This is a genomic window from Pumilibacter muris (genome assembly GCF_943193045.1).
GTDB classification, from domain to species: domain Bacteria; phylum Bacillota; class Clostridia; order Christensenellales; family Pumilibacteraceae; genus Pumilibacter; species Pumilibacter muris.
The window spans coordinates 153,364-167,654 of sequence record NZ_CALPCN010000002.1; the positions used below are offsets into that span (position 1 = coordinate 153,364).

6 protein-coding genes are annotated in these 14,291 nt (G+C 48.1%); 4 read left to right on the top strand and 2 right to left on the bottom strand.

The features are described from left to right. The first annotated feature begins 38 nt into the window (after window positions 1–38). The 4 genes from NFR62_RS03380 to NFR62_RS03395 all read left to right on the top strand — a co-directional run bounded on the left by NFR62_RS03380 (window position 39) and on the right by NFR62_RS03395 (window position 9,612). The gene (locus tag NFR62_RS03380) at window positions 39–7,967 is read left to right on the top strand and encodes a cell envelope integrity TolA family protein (RefSeq protein WP_251614061.1); all 7,929 of its coding nucleotides are present in this window, start codon (window positions 39–41) and stop codon (window positions 7,965–7,967) included. A gap of 285 nt (window positions 7,968–8,252) precedes the next feature. After that, the gene (locus tag NFR62_RS03385; protein WP_251614078.1) at window positions 8,253–8,705 is read left to right on the top strand and encodes a GNAT family N-acetyltransferase; all 453 of its coding nucleotides are present in this window, start codon (window positions 8,253–8,255) and stop codon (window positions 8,703–8,705) included. 44 nt (window positions 8,706–8,749) lie between these two features. Beyond that, the gene (locus tag NFR62_RS03390) at window positions 8,750–8,920 is read left to right on the top strand and encodes a hypothetical protein (RefSeq protein ID WP_251614081.1); all 171 of its coding nucleotides are present in this window, start codon (window positions 8,750–8,752) and stop codon (window positions 8,918–8,920) included. Window positions 8,921–9,276: 356 nt separating this feature from the next. Further along, window positions 9,277–9,612 carry a hypothetical protein gene (locus NFR62_RS03395; RefSeq protein WP_251614084.1) on the top strand — a complete coding sequence of 112 codons (336 nt, stop codon included), beginning with the start codon at window positions 9,277–9,279 and terminating at the stop codon, window positions 9,610–9,612. 190 nt (window positions 9,613–9,802) lie between these two features. Here the strand turns inward: NFR62_RS03395 and NFR62_RS03400 are convergent, their stop codons facing one another. Together NFR62_RS03400 and NFR62_RS03405 are read right to left on the bottom strand one after the other, a co-directional pair. Next, window positions 9,803–12,370, bottom strand: a complete 2,568-nt coding sequence (locus NFR62_RS03400; RefSeq protein ID WP_251614088.1) for a hypothetical protein — start codon at window positions 12,368–12,370, stop codon at window positions 9,803–9,805. Window positions 12,371–12,567: 197 nt separating this feature from the next. Then, window positions 12,568–14,277, bottom strand: coding sequence for a hypothetical protein (locus NFR62_RS03405; protein ID WP_251614091.1), 1,710 nt, complete (start codon window positions 14,275–14,277; stop codon window positions 12,568–12,570). Window positions 14,278–14,291: the final 14 nt, after the last annotated feature.

A 14,291-nucleotide genomic window follows, 5' to 3' on the forward strand; every position in this document is an offset into this window, starting at 1 on the left:
ACAAGGAATTATTTTCCCCGCTTAAACGGAGTTAAAATATGAGATGGCATATTAAAAGAACAAAATTATTATTCGCGCTAATCCCTATAATATCGATTGCGTTTTATGTGCTTACAGCCAACAACGATATATACGCCGACCAAAGTTTTACGGAATTCGACATATACCGACTTATATCCACAACCGCAAAACCTCAGGAAGGAAAAAATTCTCCCCTCGACTATTCTGCGGCGGAAAATTTTGCCATAGCCGCCGACGTATACTTAAACACCGACAGCGTGCAAAGCACAACCAACGGCACCGTTACGGCAATGGGCTTTTATAAGCAAACCGTTTTAAACTACCGCTCCAAACGCGGCGGGCACATATTCAGCGAATCGGTGTCTCTCTCGGCAATCGCGTCGGTAGCGGAGCAACGCTATTTTAAAGACGGCGCCCTTCTTTACCGCAAAGGCGAAGCTTCGGGCGGCGCGGTTAAATCGTGGTCTGACAGCGTTACCGAGCTTTCTAACTCGGTATACCGCCAACGTTACGGCGTTGTGCCTCAGGAAATAACGAAATACAGCGTAACGAACGAATCGGTGCAATCGGGAAGTTTCGTTTCCCAAAACTCCGACGGAACGTTCACTTTCGAACTTGTTATGCACGCGTCCGAAGCGCAAAAATACTCGCGCTACGAAATGATGACTTTCGCGGGAGTTACAGCTTATCCCGAATTTTTAGCGTGCCGACTTGTGTACACGATAGATTCAAACTGGGTTGTACGCGAAATCAAATCTTACGACACCTATAAAATAGACATAATGGGCGGCACTAAGTGCGAAAGCTCCCTTACCGAAACTTATTCTTACGAAAAAGATTTTATGCCCGAACGCGCGCAAATATTTGCCGACTACGTTCCTACGGGAAGCACGGGCGACGTTTCCACAGAAAAAGGACCGTCCGACTACCTTAACGAAGCTTTCGGCGCGTATATTTCGGGAAGCGAAGTTCTTAAACTCTCGGCAACTCTCAAAGCGTTCGGCAGAACCTACCCCGTTCGCGCCCAAATAGACATAGCGGGCGGCAACTACGGCTTTGCGGTAGGCGACGACATTTTCGCAACGTATAAAAACGACTCGCTGTTTTTGGCGCTCGGGAACAACAAATATTCTCTGTCGGTTTCAGATTTGAGCGCGCTGGGACTAAATCTTTCGGGATTCGAATTCGGCGACGACTTTTTGGCGACGCTTTTCGAAAACCATACAATAACCGAAACGGACACTCACGTTCACATTCGCATGCCTTTCGAACTCATGGGAATTGCTCTCGACGTTGACATGGGCTTGAAAAAGGCGGACGACGGTTCCGTTACCGCCGACACGATAGACGCCGAAATTATGTTGGACGCCGTTAAAATGACGGTTAGCGCAAACGTTGATTCAAGCGTTACTCTTCCCGAATTAAACGAATCCGAATATCTTCAGCTAAAACCTTTGCTCGACGCGGTTGCAAACACAATCGCAATGCCCGCCTACAAAATAAGCGGCAATCTTTCGGTTGACGCAAACGGGACGCCCGTAAACGTAAACAATCTTTTGCTGCGCATAGCCAAAGCGAACGAGAGCGCGGCGGGAATAACGGCGGACGGCTCTCTTTCGATTTTCGGAATAGACGCGAATTTGTGGTTTAACGGAGAAACGGCGTTCGTAAAAGCGGGCAACGCGGCAATCCGCGCAAACGTAAACGAGCTCGGCGCTCTTGCCGATTCGCTCTCTTCGCTTATTCCCAACGCGAATCTTCCGTCGTTCGACGCGCAAAGCATAATAAAATTACTGCCGAGCGTGCTTCCCGGCGGGCTCAACTTAGACACCGCTTTCGCTCTCTTAAAGAGCATAAACTACAACGGCTCCGAATTTAATTTGCAAGTTAAACCCCTTATCGGCCCCGAATGGTCGGTGGTTCTCACGCACGGAAACATGCTCGAAACGCTTTCGATTAAAGGTTTGAAAGTAGACGGAATAGAGTTAAACGCGGAGCTTAAACTCGAAAAAGGCGAAATAGCCGACGGCGAAACTGTGGGCACGCCCGAAAATCCGCAAAGCTTTTTAGACGCGTCCGAAATCGCCTCGTTGCTTCCCGAAATCAAAAAGCTCGCTTCGTCGAAGAGTTTTTCGTTAAAACTCGGCGAATGTTCGGTTACGGCGGGCACAACTCGAGTAGAACTTACTAACGGCGAGCTTACGCTCAACACAAACCCGCTCGCCTTAAAAGCGAGTTTCTCGGTAAAACTTCCGCAAATCGGAGAAATTCCTCTCAAAGCCATGTATTTGAGCGGAGCCGACGGCTCGCTTAAAAACGGCGTAGCTTACATAGTATGCGGCAACTTTGCGGCAAGCGTAAACATTGCCGACGCGGAAAAAGTGCTCTCCGAGCAATTCGGAACGCTAATGCCCGAAAACGGCAAAACCGTTCTCAATCTTTTGAGTTCGCTCGGGCTTAGCCTCGACGCCCTAAATCTAAATTCCATTCTCAACGGGCTAAACCTCTCCTACTCTTCCGAAAGCGGAACGGGAAAAGAGCTTATTGCAAGCCTTACTCTTTCCGAAACAATCGCGGCGCAAATAAAACTCGGTAACGGCGCAATAGAAGCAAACTTAAACGCATATTTGCCCGAAAAGAATTTGAAAGCGAACATACAGGCGACGGTTACGGGTTCCGAATATGCCGAAAAAATACAACCCGAAAGCATTTTGCCGGAAGGCGGCGAGTTTATAAATCTTGCGGCGTTTGCAAAATTCATTGCCCCCATTAAAAACGCAGTCAGCGCGAAAGCGTTTACCGTGCGCATAGAAGGAGCGCTCGAAAAAGACGAAGCGCGCGAGGAATTTGCCGCCGATATTCGGTTAAAATTCGAAAACGGCAAATTCGTTCTCGGCGGAACGGCATACCTTTCGGAGCAGGCAATAAACTTTGCTCTCGAAAACGGAATAATTTATTTATCGGCGGGTAACGTGAAATTAAAACTTGCCGCAACCGACGCGGGAACTATTCTGCGCGAGCTAAACAAAGTGCTTTCGTCTGCGGGCGGATTTGTGAACAAAATTCCCGAAGTGCTTTCGTCGGACGACGCGGCGCGGCTTGCGGCGATTTTGGGCGCTGACGCGCAAGACAAAATAACGGCGCTTGCGGGAAGCGACTCTTTTGCAAAAATAATTTCGTTGCTCGGCACCGCCGAAAATATGTTGAACGAACTGTTGCCCGTGCTCGATATGCCGTTCGGGTTGGAAATGGTAAAAGCTCTGCTTGATTTATCGTTCTTGCAATCGGTTGTGCCCGAACACGACTTTAACGGAATAACTACTTTACTCGCGGGAATACGCGTAGACGAAAACGGTTCCTTGATTATTCCCGTTGTTCCCGCAAACGGTTCTCCCTACTCGCTTACGCTGTCTGCAAACGAAACCGCTATAACGGGAATGTCGTTACAAAACATGCAAGTTGCGGGGCTCGGCATAGAACTCGACGCGCAAATCGCTTACGGCGCGCAAAACGTAGGAGGCATTTCGAGCGCCGAAGCCGAAACTTACCTCGACCTTATGAACGTGGCGGAACTACTGCCCAACCTATCGAATTTGCTCTCGTCTAACGCGTTCGAACTCAAAATAACCGACGGAACAATTAAATCCTCGCTTATATCCGGCGAGCTAAGCGGCACAATTCGTTTGTCGCTCAGACCTTTGAGTTTGAGCGCCGAACTTAAATTCAAACAACACACCGCTTACCTTCTTTATTCCGACGGAACGGCGTATCTCTCGTTGAACGACCCCGAACGCAACAACGGCGGCGCGGTTAATACGGCGGGCGGAATAAAACTTTCGTTCACGCTCGACGACGTGGCGTCTCTCAAAGCCGAAATAGAACGGCTCACGAAAGCGGCGGGCGGAAGCGAAGAAGCGGCTCTCGCCGTAGGCGCGATAGCGGAACACTCGGCAAACACAGTGAGCTTGCTCGAAAAAGCGCTCGGCGGCAAAACTCTTGCCGACTTGCTCGGCTACGTCGCCGTACTCAAACAATCGGAAGCTACCGACGAAGCGGGCAACACAGTGAACATAAGCGGCATTACGGCGGGCATAAGCGCGGGCGACTTCTCACTTTCGGCAAGGCTCGCGGGCGAAGCCGACGGTTTAGACGTGAACGTATATAACTTTAACTACGCGGGCAGCATAGAGGGCGCTCTCAATCTTGCGCTCCGCCCCGTTTCCGACGAAGCGCACTTTGCAGCGATAGCCGACGAAGTGAAAAACGCGAAGAACGGCGGATATGTTAGCCTTGCTCTGCTACAAAGCTATATCGAGCCGGCTCTCAACACTCTTAACCGCCACTACTACCGCTTGAACTTCGAGGGGAACGTGCGCGGCAACTCGGGCAACACAACCATTTCGGGCGAGTTGAACATAGAACGCACCGAAGGATTTTTAAACGCTTACGTTAAAATACTTCTCGACGGCAAAACGGGCGAACAGTCGATAGAGCTGTATTTAATAGACCACACCGACTACACTCCGAGCATAGACGAATTCGGAAACTCGGTTGTTCCCAAATTCGACATTACAAAGCTTGAAGCCCACGTCAACTACAATAAGCTTTATGTTAAAGTGAACTTTAAAGCGGTTGCGGGAATAATAGGCTCGCTGTGCGACATTTTAAATCTTGATATTCCCATGCTTAACGACCTAACCGACTCGGTAGGTTACGAACACATACAAACCGACGTTTTCAAAACTATGGAAATTGCGGGGCTCGATTCGATTAGAGAAACGATAAACTCTCTGTTCGGAGTTGCCGAAAACGTGCAAGACGCCACAAACGAAGAAAACGGCGGAATATCCGGACTTACGGGATTTATAACCGAAGAACTTATTGATAAAGTTCTTGGAGGAATATCGCTCGGATTCGACGAAAATTCTTACCTGCAAATCAAAATCGACAACGGAATATTCGGACTTTCCACAAGCGGAAAAATCGCGTCGGTAACTGTGGCGCACGCAAACGGCGAACTTTCTTATCTTGAAATAAGCAACCTTATAGCAAACGGCGACACGGTGTATTTCAGAGCCGACTTAGACGCTTTCGAAAAAGGCGAAACCTTAGAGTCGGGAGCGCCCGCCTACAATAAAATAGTTCCGCCCGACGGCGCTATGGATTTATCGAGCATAGACACGCTTTTATACAGTATTATAAAAACCGCAGACTTGCGCGAATTCAACATAACGGGCACGCTCAATCTTAAAGTGCTCACAATAGACGCAAACATAGATATAGACGCAAAAGTAAAAATACTTGACGACGGCTCAACCGTTGCGGCAATCAAGCTTGCCGTGCCGCGAGTGTCGTTAGTAGTGGAACTTGTTCAAAAATCGGACAGCTACATTTACTTTGCAAACAACATGCTGTATTTCGTGGTGGACAAATACGAGCGCAAATACGACTGGAAAGCGGTTAAATACTACTACGAGCTTGTGGGAACAGACGTTAGCACCGCAACGGTAGACGAATTCCTTGCAAACCCCACCTACTATCTGTTTAAACTCATACTCATGTCCGACACCATAAAAGACCAAATAATGAGTTCGGTGTCGGGCGGCGGAAGCGGCGGCGCTCAAACGAAAGACCTAAGCAAAATACTTAAAAACTACTCTTTCAATTCCGACAGCGGCAGATTCTCGCTTGTGCTCGGGCTTGCGGAACTTGCGGGCAGCAGTAGTTTGGGCGACTTAAATCTTTATGTGGACACTTCCAAAAACAACTATATAACGGGGCTCGAATTAAACACCAAACTTGCGGGTCTTGTAACCCTAAGCCTTAACAACACCACTCTCGAAAATCTTATACGCGAACCCGACGGCACCGTTTCGGGCAAACGCACTCTCGACCCCCATTACACCACCGACGGAACGACTTATCCTTACAGAGTGTATTTCGGAGGCAAAGCGGGTTGGGCTGACGATTCGCGCCTAACTCACGACCTAAGCCGCCTTGAAGACGACCTTGCGATTCTCTTCCCCGTTGAAGCCGCCCAAACTTTTGCCGAGAAAGCGCAACAAAAAGCCGAAAAGGCTAACAAGAGCGTAACTTCATTAACAGAGTTGAACGGCAAAATAACAGAACTCGAACAGAATTTGCGCAATGCCGAACAAGCTAACGCCGAAGCTCGGCAAAAGCTGAACGAGGCGAACGCTCAGTGGGAAACCACCGGCAAAAAGCCTTTCGGCTACGACCTTTTAAGCAAACAAGCCGCTCAGGCAACCAAAAACGCGGAAAAGGCGCGAGAAGAGCTTTTAAGCGCCGAAAACAAACGGGTTAGCGCCGCAGAGAGTACGGTTGAGCTTGCCGCAGATTCTTACCGCTATGCGGTTAAAGCGGCGGATTCCGCCGAAAAAGCTCTTGCCTACGAATCGTCGGTTCGCGCGTATTCGGCGGCAGGCAACGCGGCTATGGCTGCCGTAGGCGCGATAGAAGCAAGCAAAGCGGCGGCAACAGCTACGATTAAAGCCGCCGAAGCCGCAGGCGAAAACGGAGCCGACGCCCTAAAAACGGCGCAAGACTTTATTGCCGACATGAACGGCACAGTTAAAGAAACCGCCGCAAAAGCGAGCCTTGCGGCAAGCACGGCGTGCGCAAAATCGATTGCGGAAGCCGAGAGAGCGGCGAACAACGCCGAATCGGCTGCGGCTGCGGGAAATATGCTCGACGCGGCAATATATGCGGGCGAAGCGCTTAACGCCATAGGCGCAATGAGCACCACGAGCGAAGCCGCAAACAGAGCCGCAAAAATATCCGAAAACGAAACTGCTCTTTTAAAAGCGCAAGAGAATGCCGAACTTGTGGCGCAAACCAAACAATCAACGGCGCTTAAAGCGGGCAACGCCGCAGTGCTGTCGGCAGAAAGCATAGCGGCAAGCGGCAACGCGGCTTCGCAAAACGCGCTCGAATATGCCGAACAAGGCAATGCCGACGGCTCTCTTACCGCAATAGCGGAAGCGCTCGAATATGCCGACGCCGCGAACACTGCGGCAAGCGGCGCCGCCAAAGCGGTGGAAATTCTTACGGAAACGTCTTACGCCGACAGCAACGAACAAACCGCTGCTCTCGCAAACAGAGCAAAACAAGCGGCGGCGCAAGCGAAAGCCGCTTCCGAAAACATAGGAACAAACGTCTTAGACGCGTCTATCCGTTCAATAGCCGTATATGCGGCGCAAGTGAATAGCGCGGCTTGCCAAAATGCCGAATCGGTTAATTCGCTAACGTCAACTTTAAATAATGCGCTCTCCCTCACCGCGCATGCGCTCACGGCAAAACAATACAACCCCACCGCCGAAAACGTGGCTAAGCTGCAAAGCGTATACGCAGGCGGTGCCGACGCGGCTGTGGCGGCTCTCGAAAAATCGAGCGGAGTTCTGTTCGAACTTTCGCAAACTTACGCAACGACAGGCAACACGGCGAGCGTCATTCTAAACACTCAATACGGCAAAGACAAACGAAACGAAGTTAAATCGGCAGCCGAAAATCTGTCGGCTTACGCAAACAACGTTAAGTCGGCGGCAAACGCGGCAACCGAACTAATGAACGCGGCAACGGCGCTGTGCTCGAAAGCGCTTCCGTCGCTTAGCGAAGCCGACGCGGCAAAACTTAAAGCGGCGCTCGCCGAATCGCTCGGAAACGCAGGCGACAAAAACGGCAACGGAGCTTCGGGGCTTATGGGCGCAAGCGGTTACCTCGCAACGTCAAGCAACAACGCGGGTTCCGCCGCAACGCACTTAACGAACGCAGCCGCAAACCTCGATATGGGATTCTTGAATTGGTACAAATCGGACGTTGAGAAAGCGCAAGCGGCGGCGCAAACTGCCGTAACGGATTGCTCCAACGCAGGTTCCGCCGTTGGAAATATGTCGGGAGCACTCGATTCCCTCCTCGCCTTGCTTTAAGAATAAACAACAAAACTATATTAAACACTCAATTATAAAAAGCACCCGTCGGACTTTACAGTAATTCCCATAGGGAATTTTAGGCAAGTCGCAGGCAATAGAAAAGGTATGGCATAAAGCCATACCTTTTCTATTGTATTTTAAGCGTGGACGAACTTGGCTACTCGTAGCCTAGTGAGATATAGATATGTTTTATATTTCTCGCAAAATTCAATCAGTTGCGCTCTTTCATTTTTCGTGATATAATGATTGTACGATAAACAGTAATTTAACGGAGTATAAAGAGTGAACATAAAATTGATTGAAGAAAACGAAATACAGGAAACATGCGATATGGTAATTCGTTCTTGTAAATATTCCGATTTTGCCGAGTTCTATCCGTCGCAATATTTTTATTGCACATACGATGAAATCAAAACTAAAATGGACAACGGACATTTTTATGTTGTCAAAGACAACGGAAAAATTATCGGTTGCGGTGGCATTGCTACATATTGGGACAGCTTAACCGAGAGTTGGATACATACTATTTTTGTTGATCCAAAATATCAGAGAAAAGGTGTAGGCAGAAAGATTATAGAATTTTTGGAAAACGACGAATACGCAAAAAGAGCAAATAGAATTGAAATTCACGCCGCAATGTCAGCGATACCATTCTACCGTAAATTAGGCTATGAGCATAAGAACGGACAACTAATTTACGCTGAGGGACATTTTGACATGGAAAAATTTATATAACTGGCTAAAAAAGAATTTTTCATAACATAAAGGAAAATAACAATATGTCCGAACACAGTTTAATAATAGCGCTGAAATACGGCGAAAAATTGAAAGAATTTTATGATATAGCCCAAGCCGAAAAATATTTTATCTCATACAAAGACGAATTGCTCAATAGGTTAGAAGCTATAAGCGGACAATTAGACGGTTCCCCCCCCCGACTACACTATTGAAAGTCTAAAAGATATAGAAAAATTATATTTTCAATTATATCGCAATAATACATTCGGTAAATTAGGATTATCGCAAAAACAATTTGAAAGTATTATGTCTGTATATTGGGGAGAGGTCGTTATAAAAAATAATGCGGACGCCAAATGGTTAATTGAAGAATTTGCTTTTTCACAAGGAAAATATGAATTGCTTGTAAATAAAGGTCTATGTAATATTTCGATAGTCGATATGTTCCAAGACTTGTATAAAAGACAGGACAATAAACGGCAAAATTTATTATTCAGAGAATATAATAGATATTTTACAAGGCAACTTTGATTTTCGCTGAATAAATTGGTCAAATAAGGAGCTTACAATGGAAATATGTAAAATAACGCTTGATAGCAAACAGTATGACCTGTTAAAAAGTATGCTCAATTGCGACAGAAGGTCGGACTTAATAAGAAAAATACCAATCAACGGAAAAGAGTTGTTTTATGATATGATTCACGAAATATATTCACCTGTAACAGACGGATGGAGTACGCGTGAAATCGTGTTGAACGAATCTGCCGATGCGCTAAACCTGTTACGATTTATGACAAAACAGATATTTCCGAACGATGAATACTATTTTGTGCGACAAATAGGAAGAAAATGGGCGAATTTTCGTTTTGAAAAAGATTGCAAAATTATAATATATAAAAATTGAACAAGTCTTATAAATTTCAATTTATCTTTCTAAAAGGTTTGTAGTAAAAAGCTCTCGAACATATCGTTCGAGAGCTTTTGTCCTTGCTTGAAAGTATAACTCTTAATAATTTAGTTTTTTAATTCCCTATGGGAAGTGCGCTTTTCGACGGGTGCTTTTATTTTTTTACTTTCCTGTTTGTTAAGCCGTATTATTTTGCGGTTCTCTTTCTAAGAACAATTACCGCGCCTGCCGCGAGCACAAGAAGCATACCGACCGCAACGGCTTGCGAGCCTACCTGCGAGCCGCATTTCTTTTTAGCGGGTTGCTCTTCGGAATTATCTCCGCCGTTGTTATCGCCGTCGTTGCCTCCGCTCGGCTTTGTACCGTTGGTGGTTATTTTAAGTTCGACCTCTTCCGAACGGAACGCGGTTTCGGTTGCCGCCTTGCGAACGTACACGGTGTATTCGGTGCCCGCAGTAAGGTTGCCCCACGAACCCGTTTTAGCCCACTCTCCGTCGCCCATTTTATATTCGAACGAAGCGTCGCCGAAACGGATATAGTTTTCGCCTTTGGTAGGCGTGGGCGCGTCGGCAGCCGAAAGAGTCGGGCGGGCGGGCAATTTAATTTCGGTTGCCGCAGTGCTCGCGTCTTTTCCGCGAACATAAAGCATGCTGCCGGGCGCTATTGCGGAACCGTTTTCGAGCAACGCGTTAAAGTCTGCGGAAGCGGACGCCTCGAAGCCTTCTTCGATAGAAACGGTTTCATTTGCGAAATTCACGCTTGCTTTCGACGAATCGGGCGAGCTGACATATTCGGCGGTTTCCGCAAAACTTATGCTGTGCACGGTAACTTTTTTATTGCCCGCAACTACGCCGTCTCCCGAGCCCGCGTCGCAATAGAACAAAAGAATGTTGTCGCCGTCTTCCACAAAAGACTCCCAATTATTATAAGCGCGCGTATCGAGGCACAGTTTGTATCTGCCCGCACTAAGCGCCGCATGTTCTAAAAGCGAACCCGCGTTAAAATATACGCCAAGCTTTAAAGGAGAATCGAGCGTAACGTCCAACAAAACGTAGCGGTCGAATTTATACCAATGCTCTACGGGAACTTTTACGCGCGAGTAGCTTGCGCCGTTAGTAGTTTCGCACGTCCATTGTATGCTGCCGTCGGTGGTGTCTTGCAATTCTATCGCAACGGCGCCGTCTATTATTGCCGTAGAATCTTGCGCGGCAACATTAAACGGAGTGTAGAAAGTTACGGAATCAAAAACAAGCGTTTTTGCCGTTTCGCATGTTGTGGCTTCGGCGCTGTCTATGTAAAGATTAACCGACTTATAGACCTTATCTTCCAAATCAATTATAATAGAATTATAACCTGCCTTATAATCGGCATGCCCTTTAACCGCCACATCCCACTGCGAGCCTTCTATATTTGCATATACGCCTACTTTCACTGCGGCGCTCGAATAGAAACCTATGCGCAATTTCGGATGCTTTGTAAAATCGTAATTTGTAACGTCGGCTTTAACGTTCGCATACTGCGTAGTTGCGCTGTATTCAACTTTTAACCCCGAGTATGTTACGGCGTCTTTGCCCTCGCCTACCGTAACTTCGGCATCGGGAGTAAGCGTGTAGCAAGCGGCTCCCGCCCATTCGCCGATTGAGAGGTCGGGAGAGCTTATATCGTTCACGAATTTGGGTTGAGTGCTTGCAAACGTCATGCCGCCGAATTCGATTTTAGCTTCCGCAGAAGTATCTTTAACTGTGGCTACCAACACAATTTTCGAAATATCGCCTTTAAACGCGCCGAAATATGTGCTCAAACTGCTAACGGTAGAAAGCTTATAACCTTCCGTCACAGACGATACCGCTTCGGCATTCCAAGCGCTTCCCAAAATATCGGCGCAGAAAAGATTAACGTCGCCTGCGGCAACCTCTTCTATATGTCCTGCCAAACTCGCAATATTAGTTGCCTTAAACTTTACATAAAGCGCGCTCCAATCGTTAGGCCAGCCGGGTAGCGTCTCGCTTAGCGGAACTTCGATTGTAACGGTAGCCGCGCCGGCGTTTGCCGTTATGTCGCCCGCCGCATTGTCAACAGTTCCGTTTGCTTCGTCGCCGGTCAACTTTTCGAGCGTGTTAGCCGATTTCGTGCCGTTGGTCACAGTCCAATCGGCAAGCTCTTTAAACGACTTTTCGGGAGCCTGTACTTCGGGAGCTTCGGGAGTATACTCGGTGGGTGTGTAACTCACTCCGCCAACGCTCAACTTATTTACGGTAATCTTTTTATTGCCAGTGTTGGCTATGTTAGAGTCAAAATAAAAGCCCAAATCAAATGTTCTCGCGCTCGTAAGGTCGGAATCCCAAGCCGCCAAGCTTATTGTGCGCTCGAAAGCTTCTCCCGCCGTCATTTCGGTATCCGCAATCGCGTCGGCGCCAAAAACGTTCCAAGCTGACGCACCGAACAAAACAAGACGAATATGCGCATTCTGAACAGGCGTTAAGCTAAGCTCAATGCTTCCGCCTCCCGTATAATTCGCAACGTTCACTCTTGCAAGATATGTGCCCGCCGTCGTCCAATTATAGCTAACTGTCGTTTTATTTTCCGATTCTGTTTCTGACGTTCCATTAAACTTATATGCGTCATTTGTTGTAAACGCGCCCACTGTGGGGTTGCCTTCCGCGAAGGCGACAACGCTCAGTCCCGAAAGAGAGAGCGCGAGCAACACGAGTATTGCAAGCAATACCGTAGCTCTTTTTGCTACTGTTTTCTTCATAATGTTCCTCCTTAAAATTTAAGAATTTTTTATTTACGCCTTTATCGGCATGAATAACTTAATAAATTATCGCGTTGTTTTCGCTCCGTGCACGGGATTGCTTCGCTATCACTCGCAATGACACAGTTACGCGTGCGGTGTTGTTATTGCGAGGAGCCGTTAGGCGACGCGGCAATCCACTGCAACAAACGCGGAAACTATTCGCCCAAAAGCTGTATGCTCATAAAGTAGAGCGAGCGGGCCCCCTCAAATTCGTGGGCTTTTGCGTCGGCTCCGCCGCAAGGGCAGTTCATATAAAACAGGATAGCCGTTGTGGTGTAGTCGGCAAAAGTCTTTTCGTCGTCGTCTTTTTTCATTTTCGAAAAATCGTAGGTTAAAGTGTAAGTTTTTGTTTCGGCGCTGTAAGCAATCGTTTCGGTAATGCCCTGCATATACTTTTCGCCGCTGTAATCCGACGGTTCCGTGTCCGCTCCTTTTATAACGTCGGCGGCACGGCGAACTATAAACGAGCCTTTGTTTTGCCCCGCGCTGTTGTGCGGCGAGTTGTTCACAACGCCCACGCCCAAATGGTTAAGCCCGTCGGGCGCATAAAGAGTCAGCACTATTTTTGCTATTCCTTCGCCTTTGCGAACGGGAACGGAAACGTAATTCCACGCGGTGTGATATTCAAGCGCAAAACCCGCGTTGCCGCCCTCGTAAGCCCAATTCTTTGTAACCGACGAAGAATTACTCGTCCAGCTGTCGGCAACATACGCGCCGTCGGTTGCGGTGCGAGTCCATTTAACGTCGCTTAAAACAAAGTCGGTAACGGAATCGAACAAAAGCACAATGTGCGTAACGTCGCCGTATTTAATAAGGCGCGACTCCATATCGTCGCCGCCGCTTGCGGGACGCAGAGCGTTAAAATCGAAAACAACATCTTGCTCGGAACCGGTTAGCGTAGCTTCGGTTTGGGGCGAAAGTTCGTAAGTTTCCTTCAAAGAGTAACGCACGCCCACTTTCACCTTTTCGCTTTGCGTTCCGTTTACCGAAAGAGTAAATTTCGCAAAATCGGGAGTGTATTTATCAAGCGGCAAGCTCACGCTTCCCGTGCCGCTCACAGTGAGCGTTTCTCCTTTCGCAACGGTTATTCCCTCGCTCGCTTCGGCGTTTTCAAACGAAGCAATCGGCTTAACGTATCTGTCTTCAAGAGCGGGGTCGCCGTTTTTCAAAAGCTGAAAGTTTAAAATATCGAGCGTGCCCGAAGCTCCGTTTGCGGGAGGCATAGAAGGAAGAGAGTCGATAAACACCACAAAGCCGAGCACGGTTTTATTGCGCACCGATTGCCCCGCAACCGCGCCGAACGACGCGTCGGTTATAAGGGTTTCGCCCAAGTCGGCTATAACGTATTGTTCGCCGCCCGTAAGCTCTCCGCTAAATACCGTTACGGGAGAATAGCCGAGTTCGTAAGCTTCGTAGTAAACAGCCTGCACCGCTATGCGCTCGGCGCTCGCCGCGTCGGTCCCTTTGTTTTCGGGGTCGTTGTTGAGCGTTATTTTAAAATTGCCGTAATCGGGCGAATAGTTTTCTATTTGCACATAAACATACGACCAATCCGACACGTCGGAATAAGAAATTCGTTTCGCATCGCCCGAATCGGTAACCGAATAAGGGCTTGCCGCTTCCGAAGCCGTATACGCCTTAACCGACGGCGCAACGCCTTCGGCGGGCGCGGAGGGCTTAGAATCGGGCTTGGCGGGATATTTAACCCGCGTAGCTATTTCGGGCATGTCTATTTCAGGACGCTCGATTGTGTCGGTATACTCGTATTTCGGGACGCTTTGCGCGGGTTTATTCCCGCATGCCGCAAACGAGAAGCACATTGCGGAAGCCGCAAGCAACGCAAGAATTTTCGACGTTCGTTTCATTATTTTCTCTCCTT